Annotated in this window: 14 protein-coding genes and 2 pseudogenes; 9 read left to right on the top strand and 7 right to left on the bottom strand. The window is 40.3% G+C overall.

All coding sequences use genetic code 11. The features are described 5' to 3' along the window. Positions 1 to 4: 4 nt before the first annotated feature. From FTT92_RS09535 to FTT92_RS09515, 5 genes are all read left to right on the top strand, one after another. Positions 5 to 949 (top strand): ABC transporter permease, encoded by a 945-nt coding sequence (locus tag FTT92_RS09535; protein WP_180171987.1) that lies wholly within the window; start codon positions 5 to 7, stop codon positions 947 to 949. Continuing rightward, complete coding sequence (locus tag FTT92_RS09530; RefSeq protein WP_120367011.1) at positions 949 to 1,830, top strand: ABC transporter ATP-binding protein; 882 nt, start codon at positions 949 to 951, stop codon at positions 1,828 to 1,830. The genes FTT92_RS09535 and FTT92_RS09530 overlap by 1 nt, the downstream gene beginning before the upstream one ends. A gap of 81 nt (positions 1,831 to 1,911) precedes the next feature. Next, complete coding sequence (locus FTT92_RS09525; RefSeq protein ID WP_180171986.1) at positions 1,912 to 2,928, top strand: isopenicillin N synthase family oxygenase; 1,017 nt, start codon at positions 1,912 to 1,914, stop codon at positions 2,926 to 2,928. Next, positions 2,925 to 3,806 carry a hypothetical protein gene (locus FTT92_RS09520; protein WP_180171985.1) on the top strand — a complete coding sequence of 294 codons (882 nt, stop codon included), beginning with the start codon at positions 2,925 to 2,927 and terminating at the stop codon, positions 3,804 to 3,806. Before FTT92_RS09525 ends, FTT92_RS09520 begins: the two co-directional genes overlap by 4 nt. 7 nt (positions 3,807 to 3,813) lie before the next feature. Then, positions 3,814 to 4,143 (top strand): multidrug efflux SMR transporter, encoded by a 330-nt coding sequence (locus FTT92_RS09515; protein ID WP_168377505.1) that lies wholly within the window; start codon positions 3,814 to 3,816, stop codon positions 4,141 to 4,143. A 140-nt stretch (positions 4,144 to 4,283) separates the two neighbouring features. Here the strand turns inward: FTT92_RS09515 and FTT92_RS09510 are convergent, their stop codons facing one another. The 4 genes from FTT92_RS09510 to FTT92_RS09495 all read right to left on the bottom strand — a co-directional run bounded on the left by FTT92_RS09510 (position 4,284) and on the right by FTT92_RS09495 (position 7,825). Then, positions 4,284 to 5,084 carry a sulfite exporter TauE/SafE family protein gene (locus tag FTT92_RS09510; protein ID WP_180171984.1) on the bottom strand — a complete coding sequence of 267 codons (801 nt, stop codon included), beginning with the start codon at positions 5,082 to 5,084 and terminating at the stop codon, positions 4,284 to 4,286. A gap of 45 nt (positions 5,085 to 5,129) precedes the next feature. Continuing rightward, positions 5,130 to 5,624, bottom strand: a complete 495-nt coding sequence (locus tag FTT92_RS09505; protein ID WP_180023652.1) for a flavin reductase — start codon at positions 5,622 to 5,624, stop codon at positions 5,130 to 5,132. A 104-nt stretch (positions 5,625 to 5,728) separates the two neighbouring features. After that, the gene (locus tag FTT92_RS09500) at positions 5,729 to 6,757 is read right to left on the bottom strand and encodes a methionine synthase (protein ID WP_180171983.1); all 1,029 of its coding nucleotides are present in this window, start codon (positions 6,755 to 6,757) and stop codon (positions 5,729 to 5,731) included. 78 nt (positions 6,758 to 6,835) lie between these two features. Beyond that, positions 6,836 to 7,825, bottom strand: a complete 990-nt coding sequence (locus tag FTT92_RS09495; protein WP_180064233.1) for a putative oxygenase MesX — start codon at positions 7,823 to 7,825, stop codon at positions 6,836 to 6,838. Between the two features lie 623 nt (positions 7,826 to 8,448). On the opposite strand from FTT92_RS09495, the pseudogene FTT92_RS16865 reads away from it, so the two are divergent. Both FTT92_RS16865 and FTT92_RS16860 read left to right on the top strand, forming a co-directional pair. After that, positions 8,449 to 8,732, top strand: a pseudogene (locus tag FTT92_RS16865) (epoxyqueuosine reductase QueH). 7 nt (positions 8,733 to 8,739) lie between these two features. After that, positions 8,740 to 9,114: pseudogene (locus FTT92_RS16860) on the top strand (epoxyqueuosine reductase QueH); the annotation flags it as partial. 94 nt (positions 9,115 to 9,208) lie between these two features. Here the strand turns inward: FTT92_RS16860 and FTT92_RS09485 are convergent. Genes FTT92_RS09485 through FTT92_RS09475 form a run of 3 tightly spaced genes read right to left on the bottom strand, consistent with a single transcriptional unit; the run spans position 9,209 to position 10,877 of the window. After that, the gene (locus tag FTT92_RS09485) at positions 9,209 to 10,231 is read right to left on the bottom strand and encodes an ABC transporter substrate-binding protein (RefSeq protein ID WP_180171982.1); all 1,023 of its coding nucleotides are present in this window, start codon (positions 10,229 to 10,231) and stop codon (positions 9,209 to 9,211) included. Next, positions 10,228 to 10,425 (bottom strand): hypothetical protein, encoded by a 198-nt coding sequence (locus FTT92_RS09480; RefSeq protein ID WP_180171981.1) that lies wholly within the window; start codon positions 10,423 to 10,425, stop codon positions 10,228 to 10,230. The genes FTT92_RS09485 and FTT92_RS09480 overlap by 4 nt, the downstream gene beginning before the upstream one ends. An 11-nt stretch (positions 10,426 to 10,436) precedes the next feature. Further along, positions 10,437 to 10,877, bottom strand: a complete 441-nt coding sequence (locus tag FTT92_RS09475) for a CopG family ribbon-helix-helix protein (RefSeq protein ID WP_078190923.1) — start codon at positions 10,875 to 10,877, stop codon at positions 10,437 to 10,439. A 449-nt stretch (positions 10,878 to 11,326) separates the two neighbouring features. Between FTT92_RS09475 and FTT92_RS09470 the strand changes: the two genes are divergently transcribed. Together FTT92_RS09470 and FTT92_RS09465 are read left to right on the top strand one after the other, a co-directional pair. Then, the gene (locus FTT92_RS09470; protein WP_180116988.1) at positions 11,327 to 12,409 is read left to right on the top strand and encodes a putative zinc-binding metallopeptidase; all 1,083 of its coding nucleotides are present in this window, start codon (positions 11,327 to 11,329) and stop codon (positions 12,407 to 12,409) included. A gap of 202 nt (positions 12,410 to 12,611) precedes the next feature. Beyond that, positions 12,612 to 14,549 carry a triacylglycerol lipase gene (locus FTT92_RS09465; RefSeq protein ID WP_257231655.1) on the top strand — a complete coding sequence of 646 codons (1,938 nt, stop codon included), beginning with the start codon at positions 12,612 to 12,614 and terminating at the stop codon, positions 14,547 to 14,549. The last annotated feature ends 174 nt before the right edge of the window (positions 14,550 to 14,723 follow it).

Here is a 14,723-nt window from a genome sequence, read left to right as displayed (position 1 = left end):
CAGTATGGGTTATGTCGCAAGAGAGCTCAGTCCGAAAAGCAAGCTATTGCTTGGCTTAGGATCATTTTTAATTCCTGTGCTCATTTGGTGTGCAGTGAGTTATTTGCCATTTTTATGGCATCCACAGGTGCAAATTACGCAGTCTGGCAGTGTGTCGTATTTGCAAGTCGATAGCCGTGTAGACAAAGCGGTGTTTTATGCCGAAGCGCAATCTGCGGTCAATGCAGGTTTAGCACCACCTCAAGGTAAACTGGTCAATCCAATCTATTTACCTGCACCGCACGAAGTTGCAAAAGCATTAGTTACGGCTTTTATAACTCCACCTGCCCAACCTGATGCCCCATGGTTTCATCAAAGCTTATGGCACAGTATTAAAATTGTGTTCAGCGCTTTTTTTATTGCCTCTCTCATCGGTATTCCGCTGGGGATTCTTTGCGGTTTTTCTCAAAAAATATCACAACTGACCGAACCCTTTGTTGAGTTTTTCCGCTACTTGCCCGCTCCTGCTTTTGGTGCATTAGCCGTTGCGATTTTAGGCATTAATGATGCACCTAAAATCGCCATTATCGTGATTGGTACGCTGTTTCAGCAAATTCTGATTATTGCCAATACCACACGGATGGTTGACCGAGGCCTGATTGAAGCAGGTTTTACGCTAGGTACCAATAAATTAAAAAGCTTATTTCATGTGGTTATTCCAGCGGCACTACCAGATATTTACCGCGACTTGCGTGTCTTGCTCGGCTGGGCTTGGACCTATCTGATCGTATCTGAACTGATTGGCACAACATCTGGGATTACGTGGTTTATTACTCAACAAGCGCGTTACCAAAACTTTGACAATGTCTATGCCGCGATCCTCATCATTGGGGTGATTGGTTTGGTGTGCGATGTGGTGCTAATGAAACTCGGTCAAGGTCTATTTAAATGGAAAGCAGGAGCAAAATAATGAACAGCACAGAATTTAATGCCACCACTTATTTCGATGCAATTTATGCACGCCCTGTCATTTTAGAAGCAAAAAAACTTACACAAAGTTTTAAACACGGCAAGACTGAGCGCACTATTTTAAATCAGTTGGATTTAAAGATTCATAAACGTGAATTTATCTGCGTGATTGGCCCATCGGGTTGCGGTAAATCGACTTTTAGCCGAATTGTGGCTGGGCTTGATCCTTACAGTAGCGGTGAATTGCTGGTCGATGGCCAAGCCATTGAAGGCCCAAGCCCTGAGCGTGGCATGGTGTTTCAAGGTTACACGCTTTTTCCATGGAAAACCGTCAAAGAAAATGTGATGTTTGGCCCTTTAATGAAAGGTGCCAGCAATGCTTCAGCTGAATCCAGCGCCCGCGAATGGATTGATATTATTGGGCTAGAAAAATACCAAGATCAGTATCCGCATCAGCTGTCTGGCGGAATGAAACAGCGCGTTGCTATTGCCCGCGCATTGGTCAATGAACCCAAAATATTATTGATGGATGAGCCGTTTGGCGCGCTTGACCCGCATACCCGTCAAAAAATGCAAAAACATTTAATGGATCTTTGGCAAAACATTGATATCACCATCATTTTTGTGACCCACGACATGGATGAAGCCATTTTATTGGCGGATCGTATTGTGGCGCTCAAAGCCAATCCTGGTGAAATTAAAGAAATAATTGAGGTCGATTTACCCCGTCCTCGTAATCCTGAACTCATGCTGAGTCCTGAATTTAAACAACTGCGCGAACGGGTGGATTTCTTGGTACATGCGCAGGAAGACGAGCTCGACCCAGCGATGGAAAACCTACCGAAAATTCCGCGTATGACTCAAGTCAGTACGCAAAAATAACTGGATTAATCCCTCTTCATCTTTAGGACGGCCTAAATGATGTACTACAGCGTTGGACGGCCAACATTATAGGAATTGAAGATGAATGAATCTGATGTTTTGCCACTTGTTGATATATCGAAAATGCAAAGTACGCTACTGTCAGAACGCTTAGAAGTAGCCTCTGCATTGGATCAAGCCTGTAAAGATGTTGGTTTTCTATATTTAAAAGGTGATCAGTTCAATTTCGATTTTGCGACATCACTGATTCAGGTGGCAAAGCGTTATTTTCGACAAGATACCGCCAGTAAAATGCAACACTATATTGGACTGTCGAAAAATCATAGTGGCTATGTGCCAATTGGTGAAGCACAATTTGCAGGCAACAGCTACGACTTAAAAGAAGCCTATGACATCAATTATGATTACCACGGCGAAACTACGGCATTTCCCTTGCTGGGCCCTACGTTATGGCCAAATGATGCCACATTTAAAAGTACCGTCAGTGATTATTACTGCCATTTACGCAGTATTAGTGAGCAGATTTTTCAGGCCTTTGCTTTAGCTTTGAATGTAGATGAGCATTTTTTTGAGCGCAAAATTACACATCCGACCAGCCAACTGCGTCTAATCCATTATCCGTATAACCCTGAAGTGAAAGATGCTGAAGGTATTGGCGCACATACAGACTATGAGTGTTTTACACTGCTCTTGCCGACTGCACCGGGTTTGCAGGTTTTAAATAAACAAGGTGAATGGATGGATATTCCATTGATTGATAATACCTTGGTGATGAATATTGGCGACATGATGGAAATTTTGTCGAATGGCAAATATTTGGCCACCAAACACCGTGTTAAAAAAGTCTCTGAAGAACGCTACTCTTTCCCTCTGTTCTGTACCTGTAATTACGACACGATCATTGAGCCTGTACATTCTACTGACGCGCCCAAATATCAGCCCTTAATTGGCGGTGAGCATTTATTTAATCAAACCGCGCAAACCTTTAATTATCTTAAAAAACGTATCGCTTCAGGAGAGCTGAGTCTAAGAAATGCTGTGCCTTTGTCCTCATTTGGTATGGATGAAAATACAGAAGTACAAGGAGCAAACGCATGAATTTATTTCAGGCTTTAGCACAGCTTCCAGCAAGCCAAGAGGTTTCAGGCCCTATTCCAGACTATTTGTATGGTGCTTTTCGCCGTAAAAGCATTAGTTTTTCGAATGGATTAACGGATGAAAAAACCATTGTGTATTGGTTTCAGTCACGTAGTTTTACCATCGATCTACGTTTAAAAAGCCGTGAAGATACGCCAGTGAATGAGCGTCAAGGATGGATTGGAAATACTCTTTGGAATGCTGAACAGCAATTATTGTCTTGGGGTGTTAAAGCACACTCGAATTATCAAAATCATGTGCAATGGCCAGAACCTGCAAAACTGCACGCGATTGGCAACTGTATTTTAGAATTCTCTCCAAGCAATGCGTATGTCGAAGACTGGCGTCAACAAGTGCATGAAGGGCTATTTTTAGGCCTGCGCTTGAAGTCAGCTTTAGATGTAGAAAGCCATCAGCCATTGCAGATGGATGGCGGTTTAATTATTTGTGATAAGCATGTGGCCTTCGCACTGAGCCGTTTACCTACAGATCAGCACACAGTTGCCAGCATCGATATATCATCTGCGCCTACTATGTATGAAACGTTGATTGAAAGCTTTGAAGTGTCCATCGCTGTAGATGGTCTGCATAAGTACTATACAACGACTTCCTCTCAGCAAGATCAATCACTTAATTTTGATCATTTTGAATTTATTGATGAAACACATTTAAAGCAAAACCTAATTATTAACGGTCAAGCAATACAGCTGATATTTGAGGTGGATATTTATGTTCCGCATTTTGCATTTCAGCATCGCACTGATACCACGACAGAAAGTACAGATTGGTTGCAAAATGAAAAACAGCACCTCTTGTACCATGCCGTAGAATGTCTATAGGAAATCAATGTCGTTTATATATTTGCTCATCGCAATCATTGCTGAAGTGATTGCTACATCCGCCTTAAAAGCCAGTAATGGCTTTACCGAACTAGTACCGATTATTTTTACCGTGTTGGGCTATGCCATTGCGCTCTTTTTTTTAGGTTTGACCTTTAAATCGATTCCCATGGGCTTAGCCTACGCCATGTGGTCTGCTGCAGGCATTGTACTGATTTCTTGTGTGGGCTGGATTGTGTTTAAACAAAATTTAGACCTGCCTGCCATGATTGGTTTGGCCTTTATTTTATTGGGTATTGTGATTATTAATGTTTTTTCTAAAAGCACAGAGCTTTGAAATGTCAGTTTTAAAATGAAGTTTTTAAATAATATCTCTGAAATTTTAAAGACTTAAATTGCTATAGATAAAAATGCTCTAGCTTGCTGTTGCACACTAGAGCATACGTTTCGAATGAAGCAACTGTGATCAGTCTGCTACTATAAAATGCCTTTCACTAGAAAAAAGCATCCAACAATACATAACAGCACAGCAAAACATTTTTTCAGTACTGCTGGTGAAAGCGCATGCGCAGTTTTCGCACCATATTTAGCCGTAAAGAAACTCATCACACTAATGCCCAAAAAGGCATAGATATGAATAAAGCCAATGGTATTTGGAATTTCAACATGCTGCTGCATGCCAAAGAACATAAAGCCCAATGCCCCTGCAATGGCAATGGGTAAACCGCAAGCGGCAGATGTACCGACCGCTTTTTGCATCACCACGCCATTTGCCGTTAAATACGGCACCGTAATACTGCCGCCGCCAATGCCGAAGATGGCCGATGCAACGCCGATACCCGAGCCCGCTGCAATTTGCTTGCCTGTAGATGGCAGTGTTTTGTTGGGATGGACTGGCTTTTTTGCTCCCATAAACATGGTATAAGCCACCCAAAGTAAAAATACACCGACAATCATTTGCAGATGCAAGCCCGACAGCCATCCTGCAATGCCCGCGCCTGCAAAACAGCCAATCGCCATAGGCGGAGCTAAATTTTTAAATACAGGCCAAATCACAGCGCCATTTTTATTATGCGCCATCAATGAACTGATAGACGTCACAACAATCGTAGCCAAAGATGTGCCGAGCGCCAAATGCATAATCACATCGGTACTATAACCCATTTGGCTAAAAACAATATAGAGCAATGGCACAATGATAGTACCGCCGCCAACGCCAAACAGCCCCGCAGCAAAACCTGCAAATGCGCCAATAATTAAGAAAGTAATGAGTTCCACGAAATAGATACTTTTAAAGTGATGTATTGAAGAAGTCTGACTGGTTTAAGCCAACTCCACTTGACCCACAGCATGATAAGCGCGGTTGAAATATACCAAGCTTTCCTCCTGCTGACTTTGCTTGATTGCAACCACACGGCACATAAACACACTGTGCGTACCCACTTCTTGAATCTGTTCAATCTGACAGTCAAAACTGACCAAAGCATCTTTTAATATCGGTGAACCTGTTTCTAATACAGTCCAAGAACCCAATTTAAAACGCTCTTCCGAATTGAATTTGCTTGAAGCAAAAGCATTGGAAATTTGCTCATGCTGTGCGCCTAAAACATTGACAGAAAGAACTTTATTTTCAAGAAAATGCGCATGAGAACGAGATGATTGATTCATACAAACCAGCAAAGTTGGCGGTGTATCTGTCACACTGCATACGGCTGATGCTGTAAATCCATGCATGCCTGCTTCACCCTCAGTCGTAATCACGTTGACTGCAGTCGTCAATAAAGACATTGCATTTCTAAAATCAGTTGCTTCAATCATCTCTTCAATCTCAATGGTCTATATGGCTTATCTCTTTCTCAGGTTTGGGCAATAGCAAATTTAATTTCCTTATTGCCCTTACATGAAACCGAGTCAGCTCGAATTTATGCAGTCAATTCTTGGCGAATAATGGCAGCGCCTGCGCTTAGCGCATTTAGTTTGCCTTGCGCCACGTGGCGAGGTAAAGGCGCCATACCGCAGTTCGTTGAAGGATATAGCTTGTCGGCATCTACAAATTGCAATGCATTGCGTAATGTATTTGCTACTTCTTCTGCTGTTTCAACTTGATTGGTTGCTACATCAATTGCGCCAACCATCACTTTTTTACCGCGGATGAGTTCAATTAAATCCATGGGTACACGAGAGTTTTGGCATTCAAGTGAGATGATATCGAGCTTCGATTGCTGCAGTTTCGGGAATGATTCTTCGTATTGACGCCATTCATTACCCAAGGTTTGTTTCCAATCGGTATTGGCTTTAATGCCATAACCATAGCAAATGTGAACAGCTGTTTCACATTTCAGACCTTCAAGCGCGCGCTCTAAAGTCGCAATACCCCAGTCATTGACTTCATCAAAAAATACGTTAAACGCTGGCTCATCAAATTGAATAATGTCCACGCCTGCCGCTTCCAGCTCTAGCGCTTCTTGGTTGAGGATTTTAGCAAATTCCCAAGCCAATTTTTCACGGCTTTTGTAGTGACCATCATACAAGGTATCAATCATCGTCATCGGGCCAGGCAGTGCCCATTTGATCGGCTGATTGGTTTGGCTGCGTAAGAATTTCGCATCATCCACAAAAACTGCTTTCTTACGAGATACTTCACCCACAACTGACGGTACACTTGCATCGTAACGATTACGAATACGCATCGTTTCACGCTTTTCGAAATCTACACCTTCAAGATGTTCAATAAACGTGGTCACAAAATGCTGACGGGTTTGTTCACCATCACTGACAATATCAATGCCTGCATGGATTTGTTCATGCAAAGATAATTTCAACGCATCACGTTTTGCATCTAATAATTCTTCGCCTTCAAGTTTCCATGCTGACCACAATTTTTCAGGTTCAGCCAGCCAAGATGGTTTAGGTAAGCTGCCAGCAGTTGAAGTTGGGAGTAAAATGGCCATATTCGATCTTCTATCTCTATTTTCTTTAAAACGGGTGGTTTAACTCACCCGTGTTTCATCTATTTGCGTGATTTAAAATTAAGCTGCGGCTGCATTTTCAATACTAAAATTAGCCGCCCACTCATTCAGAATGTCTTTATATGGCTGGATAAAGTTCTCTTCTGTCCATTTGCCCTGTTTAACCGCCAACTGACCACGTTCAACACGGTCATACACAATACGAGTTAATGAGTAATCGCCAAAGCTTAAGCTTGGTTGATACACTAAACCTGCTGTCGCATTGGTATTGTAAATTTCAGGACGGTAGATTTTTTGGAAGCTTTCCATGGTGCTGATCGCGCTGATCAGTTCGAAATCTGTATAGTCGCTCAGCAAGTTATTTGCTGAATAGAATGCCAATGGTGCAGTCGCATTTTCAGGTTTGAAGTAACGAACGCTTAAGCCCATTTTTGCAAAATAGTCATCGGTACGTGAATAGTCATCATTAGTGTATTCCACACCTAAGATCGGATGCACATTTGCAGTACGGTAATAGGTTTTTGTCGTTGAAACACTTAAACAGATGACAGGTTGTTTCTTAAATTCAGCTTTAAATACCTCTGAATTGATCAAGTGTTGATATAGCTTGCCGTGTAAATCACCAAAATCTTCAGGTTTTTCATTAAACTTGCAGCCGAGTGCTGGTAATACCACGCTGAAGTCGTAGTCACGTACATACGATGAAAAACTGTTGCCGATCATGCCTTCAATGCGTTCATTGGTTTTATGGTCGATGATGGTGCTCTTTAAAGTTTCAATAAATGGGAAAGTTTGACCATTGCCTTCCACATCGAGTTCAGCCGAAATGATGTCAATTTCAAGTGAATAACGATCTGCATTTGGGTTGTCACAAGTAGCTAAACTATTGAAACGGTTATTAATCATTGCCAAAGTACGGCGCAGATTCTCTTCACGGTGTTCACCACGTGCCAAATTGGCAAAGTTCGTTGTTAAACGTGTATTGTCAGCTGGTTTATAGTTTTCATCAAAGCGGATACGTTTGATTGAACATGCAAATTTATGACTCATGGAGATTCACTACCCTAAAATTAAAAATAATCAAAATTTCTGTATGAAGTAATTTATACGTGAAACTTAAGATGAATAAAAATGATTTAACCTCAACTCAAAGTGAGATAAATTCATGTTTAAGATTTAAATACAATGAATTTTCTTCAACTATGCATCATTCAACTGGCGATAAAAAAACTGCCACCCGGGTAGCATTTAAATTTTATTTAATATAAATAAGGGCTTAAAAAAAATTCAATGAAAATTTTTTCATTCAAACACACATCTGAAATGTGTCGAATCGTACAGATTGGCTCAAAATCTCCACTCTCAAAATTTAGCGATTTATTCATTAGGGTGAATTTTTCTAACTTTAAAATGAAAAAAGATCAAATCACTAATTGTTTTAATATTGAATCTGTAACACTAATATACTTTTGTCCTGAGCTATAAAGTTCTTAAACCTTGCCATAAATAGATAAACCAAATATGAAATAAGCATATATTCATGTCGTTTCAGCTTTTTAGTCAATATACTGAATATGACTCAACTTGTACTTAGAAAAAATCAGCATATTCGAGCTTTGGTATGTTAAGGAATCGCTAAAATATTCGGTTTATACTTATACCTTCTTAAAATCATGTCTAATAAATTAGAACGTCAGACACTGACTCTCCCAGTAGGTCATGACAAGCTTTTACTCCACTCTTGCTGTGCACCATGCTTTGGCGAAGTCATGGAAACATTAATTGAATCAGGTATCGATTTTCAATTTTCTTTTACAATCCCAATATTCATCCTGCGAAAGAATATGAGATCCGTAAAGAGGAAAATATCCGCTTTGCCGAGAAACATAACATTCCGTTTATTGACTCTGACTATGACACAGACAATTGGTTTGCTCGCGCTAAAGGTATGAAATGAGCCTGAAAAAGGCATTCGTTGCACGATGTGTTTTGATATGCGCTTCAAGCGTACTGCACTTTATGCGGCAGAACATGGTTTTAGCTTAATTAGTAGCTCACTGGGAATTTCACGCTGGAAAAATATAAAGCAGATTAATGACTGTGGTCATCGTTCGGCTTCACATTATGACGGAATAACCTATTGGGACTATAACTGGCGTAAAAATGGCGGTGCTGTACGCATGCTGGAAATCAGTAAAAAAGAAGAATTTTATCAGCAGGAATATTGCGGCTGTGTGTATTCACTGCGCGATACCAACCGCTGGCGTATGAGCCAAGGCCGTGACCGAATCAAATTGGGTGTGAAGTTTTATTCCAATGCGATGGATGAAGAAGCTTGAGTTCTGCCCTTCGTTATTTTTTATGGATATTAATTTGATGTTGTAAAGCCCTGAAATTTTTACATCATTCAGGGCTTTTTTTAGCTATTTCAACTTATTTCAGTTCTTCAACCAAAGCTGGATAGATTGATCCATCGACATCCATTTCAGTTTTATAAATGCCATTAGCAACATTAAATTTATTTACGTGGTAGCTAGAACCATAAATCGAGTCAAAACCAGCTCCTTTTTTAAAGACTTGTTTGTTGGCAGCTAAATCCAGTAAATGTGTGCCTCCAATAAACTGTTCATACTGTGCAGGATCAACGCCGACACGGGTCGACATGATTTTCACTGCATCGGCATGTGTTGCAGGGTCGTTGATGTATTTAACAGTTTTATCCCAAACCTGAATGATTTTTTTCCATTCTTCTTTGTTAGTTGATAAATGCGTCATGTTGACGGTTAATGTGTCATAAATCAGACCGGGTTTATCTTTCGATGTATAAATAATTTTAGAGCCAGCAACAGCTTTCAGCGCTTGATTTGCGACTGGTTGCCACACGGCAATCGCTGCAATATCAGGACTTGCAAATACTTGTGGCAGCTCGTTGGTCATGGTGTTGACCAACTTTACTTCAGAGGCTTGAATTTTTGCATCATCCAACGCCGTCGCCAAAAGCAAATGATCAACCAAGCCCTTTTCTGTCGCGACACTTTTTCCTTTTAAATCAGTTAGACTATTGATGCCATCTTTAGCAATAATGACATCATTACCCGCAGAATAGTCCGTCGCCATAATCATGACGCCTTTTGTGCCGCCAGAACCTGTGACTAAGTTGTCACCATTGGTGACCAAAACGGCATCCAACTGATTTGCAGCAAATGCAGATAGTGAGGCTGAATAATCAAACCATTTAAAGTCCACATTGACACCGGCTTCTTTCAACCAGCCTTTTTCAATAGCAACTTGCCATGCGACAAAACCAGGCCAGTCGCTATAGCCGATCGTAATGGCTTTTGTATTGACAGTGCCTTCTGCTTGCGCGTTTGGTTCAGGTGTTTTGGCCGTATTGTCACAGCCACCTAGTAAGATTGCGGTCACAACGGATGCAGATAAGCAGGCTTTTTTGATCATAGTGCGATTTCCCCGATGGCATTACAGTTAAATTTGGTATTGGTATACAAAAACGATGGTGTATTCAGATTGCTGACAGATTGAGCATTGTGCTTTGCACGATTTGGTCTTTGGTTACCTGCATTAGCATGTGCTTGCTGTTGGTCTGTGATTTGGTCCTTAAACTGACCTTGTGATCGATATAATTGACCCATTTTAAAACTCCTTAATTCTTTGCATTTTGCGGAATTGGCGGCATTACAGCGTCCATCAACTCCAAATGTCCTTTAATCACACCCTTAAGTGCTGAAAAATGCTGACTAATAACTTTGAGCTCTGAACTAACGCCTTGCAGAATCATGACTTCTAAAATCTTGTGGTCATCGAGTTGAATATGTAGCGAGCTCACCACTTGTTCTAAAAACTGCTGCTGTAAATCTAAAAGCTGAATACGTAGCGCCGTACTACTTGCGTCATAAAGTAAGGTAAATGTGCCAACCATCACTTCGTTGCGCTGCTCCTGATCGGCAATCAGATGCTTATTGATCATGTCGACAATGGCCTGTGAACGGCTTTCATAATGCTGATCGACAATTTTTTGATCCAAAGCATCAACTGTTTTTTCAGGCACTGTAATACTGATACGCGCCAGCTTTTGTTTAGGCACTGTTGTTCCTTATTTTTTTTGCTGAATATAGAAACCCGCGCGGGCGCTCAGTAGCTCAATAAAAAACTGCTTTAATTGATGCAGAAATGTTGCAGATTGATGTCGGTTCATATGCATCTCCTGTTTGAGTAATACAAAATATTTATTTCGTAATATCATTAGAAATGCAGAATCTGTGCCAAGTGAGGAATATGAAAAATGATCGATTTTTTGGCCTTTTAACTTTCTTTTAGATTTTATTGTTCATAATTTGTGCAATAAATGCACTCATAGCGACCCGTTTGCACTATTGCTGCAATGGTTCATTTTATGATGGAATATTTTTAAAAAAACCGTTGTTCTTAACCAAGAGCATTGACCGACATGCAACAAACTCGAAGTTCAATTTATTTCATCAACATTGAACATCATTTATACTGATTGATCATTCTATTAATCACTCAACGCCTATGAAGTATTTCAGCTGCGCGGTCTGTTCTAACCAAATCTTTTTTGCCAATTCACACTGTGTCAATTGTCAGACTGCGCTGGGTTATATTGCCTCTGAAAAGCAAATGGGCTGTTTTGAAAAGCACAGCAGTACGTTATGGCTTGCGTTAAATCCTGAAATAAAGGGAAAACGCTTTAAACCTTGTCATAATTATCAGCATCATCAGGTATGTAACTGGATGGTGCCTGCCGACAGTGAAGAAATTTATTGTGAGTCTTGCCTGCTCACGCATACCATTCCCAACTTAGATAACCCAGACCATATTGTGTACTGGGCACGATTGGAACATGCCAAACGGCGTTTTTTATATTTGATGCAGCAACTGAATACCATGCCGCGTCCTAAACGCAGTCAAGATGACCGTTTTGGACTTCGTTTTGATTTTTTGATGCCAACAGAAAATACACCAGTCATGACCGGTCATGCCAATGGCATTATTACCTTAAATGCCAGTGAAGCAGATGTGATTTACCGCGAAACAACGCGTATAAAAATGGGTGAAAACTACCGTACACTTCTAGGTCATTTTAGACATGAAAGCGGTCATTATTATTTTGATTTAATCAAACATTTACACCCAGAGCTGATTGATGAATTTCGGGAACTATTTGGTGATGAACGACAAGATTATAGTGAAGCTTTGAAACGACATTATAATGACGGTGCGCCACAAAATTGGGCGGATTACTATGTCAGTTCATATGCCAGTACGCATCCTTGGGAAGATTGGGCGGAAACATGGGCGCATTATTTGCATATGATGGACACCCTAGAAACAGCCTACTATGCAGGATTAGTGGTCAAAACCAATAAGTCAGATTTGAATAATTTAGAATTAAAAGAAAATCCGATTGGCGCTCAGGATTTTGACCTATTGCTGCAACATTGGATGACCTTGACCTTTAATTTAAATGCGTTGAACCGCAGCATGGGCTTAGATGATGCATATCCGTTTACGCTGTCGAATCCAGTATTGGATAAATTGCGGTTTATTCACCACAAACTGCTCAACATGACCTTAAAAAACCAGCAGCACAATTAGATTAAATTTAACACGTGACAGTGTTTGAATCTCAAATCAACTTTTCGGTATTACAGCATTCGTACATTAGCTTAGTTTGAAAGGATGTATACGTAGTAATTTTCTTGGATTGAGCGCTGTAACACCTGCCCTATTTTTACTATTTTATAAAGGTTAAAATAACAAAAAATAGATGCCTGTGACCTTTCCAATGATGCCTTTCATGCATTTACCAGCTCGTTTTATGTGTATCATCAGCCTGAGTTTGCTCAGCGGATGCCAATTGGTCAAATTACAAGAAAATCAACTCAGTGCGTCACTAAATAATAAAACAGATAGCATATTAACCCATCAGAAGCTCAGTACATTTAGCCATCAAATCCTGTTAATGGTGAATGAAAGCGACCAATCTTGTTTAAATGCGCTTGAAAGCTGTATTCACAAAATGCTTAACAATGAAACTTTAGATATTGCTCAAGTCTATGCCGCAGCAAGTGAGCTGTACATGGCACGTGCTTTAAGAGCCGATCAAAATCCACAATGCAAAAAAAGCTTAAAACAACACAGCGGAAAATTAGCTTCAAGCAAAATAAAAATGTGTATGGATCAACAGCTTGCAGACTTTGATTTCAGTCTTCGCTACAGCTATGTCTATCTATTTAAATCCGCTCAAGCCCCTGAAGAACGCTTATTTGATTTGCGTCAGGGACAAGTCCGCACCTTTTATAATGTGGCTTTATCACGTTTAATTACCTCATCATTTACCCGTTTTGACTATCAGCAAATGCCTGAAAGTTTAATGCTGGGTTCATCGCTTTATCATTTTAACTATGAGCATTATCCTGAAATCAAAAATGCGGACATTGATAAATTACTGTCGAGCTATAATTTTAATTTTTCAGGCTTAAAAACCATTAACCGTCAGGAAGGAATTGGTTCTGAATTTGTCTTAGTCAAAAAAGCCACGGATCTGTCTGCTGCCCAGCCTTTTGTACTAGACCCTGAACAATATTATTCAAATAAACCCAACCCGAATATCCATACTGCACGGTATTTATCTGTCAGTGCGATCGCCGAGCCTGCCAAGACCAATAGCAGCATTAGTGAAATTTTGTCGCCGCAATCAGACTTTAATGTTGAATTATTTAATCCCTATCAATTTAAAAAGGCAAAAATTGAATCTCAGTCCTACACGCTAACGGCCAATTATTCTGTGCCTTATGGACTTTGGTTAGCCGAAAATAAATTAGGAAAATCTGGCTATTGGACACTCCTAAATAAGGAAGAACATTTGCGCATGCCACATGTGTTTATGTTAGAGCCGTATCAACCCCATAAAAAGATTATTGTCATGGTTCACGGATTAGCCAGCAGTCCTGAAACTTGGATCGGCCTGACCAATAACATTATGGGTGATCAAAAACTACGTGATCATTACCAAGTTTGGCAAGTGTTTTACTCAACCAATATGCCAATATTTGAGAGTCGTTTTCAAATCAATGCTTTACTCAAACAGGCATTTGCAACTGTTCAGCCCAATACGCCATCGGCTCAAGATGCTGTCCTTATCGGACATAGTATGGGCGGCATCATCAGTCGTTTATTGGTTAGTGATGCAGATATTTCCGCTCAAGCTATTCCACTCATGAACTATGAACAAAATACACAGTTACAACGTCATCCAATTATCCGCGATCGTTTTGTCTTTAAAGCCTTGAAGCCAGTTAGTCGTGCAATTTTCATTGCCGCACCGCATCATGGTACTGACTATGCAGACCGCTGGTTTACCAATTTGGCGAAAAAAATCGTGGTATTGCCTTTAAGTTTTTTAAATGATGTCAATGTTGAACTCCCGAATGCAAAAAATTCAACTATGGGCCTGATTAAGTCTGGACCTGCAGATTTAAGTCAAAAATCACGTTTTATGCTGTTGTCTGCTGACATCATGCCAAATAAAGATATTCCTTATCATTCTATTATGGGAAATCAGACGCAAAGTACTGAACTGAGCAAAATGTCGGATGGCATTGTTCCCTATACAAGTTCTCATTTAGATGGCGCGGTGTCTGAAAAGATTTTCTATGGTGGACATTCAATCCATGAATCTGCGGATGCCATTTTAGAGTTACGACGCATTTTGAGAGAACATTTGGATAATTAATAGAAATTTTTAAAGCGTGGTTTTTATGAACTTGATCTTGTAGATCGTCTAAAGTGGTCTTTATCGTTTTTTGCCCTTTAGCTTTTTCTGCTAGTTCTGTTAAAAACACATCTTCCGAAAGACAATCATTCAAAATTATTTTTGCATCTTCCACAATTCGCTTTCGACTTTCAG

Origin of the sequence: Acinetobacter sp. YH12023, assembly GCF_013420135.1 — a bacterium.
Classification (GTDB): domain Bacteria; phylum Pseudomonadota; class Gammaproteobacteria; order Pseudomonadales; family Moraxellaceae; genus Acinetobacter; species Acinetobacter amyesii.
This window is presented reverse-complemented; position numbering and strand designations above follow the sequence as displayed.

Excerpts from the sequence above, each read along its gene's own strand:
- FTT92_RS09535 (WP_180171987.1), top strand. The coding sequence starts at position 5 with ATGGGTTATGTCGCAAGAGAGCTCAGTCCGAAAAGCAAGCTATTGCTT.
- FTT92_RS09530 (WP_120367011.1), top strand. The coding sequence starts at position 949 with ATGAACAGCACAGAATTTAATGCCACCACTTATTTCGATGCAATTTAT.
- FTT92_RS09525 (WP_180171986.1), top strand. The coding sequence starts at position 1,912 with ATGAATGAATCTGATGTTTTGCCACTTGTTGATATATCGAAAATGCAA.
- FTT92_RS09520 (WP_180171985.1), top strand. The coding sequence starts at position 2,925 with ATGAATTTATTTCAGGCTTTAGCACAGCTTCCAGCAAGCCAAGAGGTT.
- FTT92_RS09515 (WP_168377505.1), top strand. The coding sequence starts at position 3,814 with ATGTCGTTTATATATTTGCTCATCGCAATCATTGCTGAAGTGATTGCT.
- FTT92_RS09505 (WP_180023652.1), bottom strand. The coding sequence starts at position 5,624 with ATGATTGAAGCAACTGATTTTAGAAATGCAATGTCTTTATTGACGACT.
- FTT92_RS09500 (WP_180171983.1), bottom strand. The coding sequence starts at position 6,757 with ATGGCCATTTTACTCCCAACTTCAACTGCTGGCAGCTTACCTAAACCA.
- FTT92_RS09495 (WP_180064233.1), bottom strand. The coding sequence starts at position 7,825 with ATGAGTCATAAATTTGCATGTTCAATCAAACGTATCCGCTTTGATGAA.
- FTT92_RS09485 (WP_180171982.1), bottom strand. The coding sequence starts at position 10,231 with ATGATCAAAAAAGCCTGCTTATCTGCATCCGTTGTGACCGCAATCTTA.
- FTT92_RS09480 (WP_180171981.1), bottom strand. The coding sequence starts at position 10,425 with ATGGGTCAATTATATCGATCACAAGGTCAGTTTAAGGACCAAATCACA.
- FTT92_RS09470 (WP_180116988.1), top strand. The coding sequence starts at position 11,327 with ATGAAGTATTTCAGCTGCGCGGTCTGTTCTAACCAAATCTTTTTTGCC.
- FTT92_RS09465 (WP_257231655.1), top strand. The coding sequence starts at position 12,612 with ATGCATTTACCAGCTCGTTTTATGTGTATCATCAGCCTGAGTTTGCTC.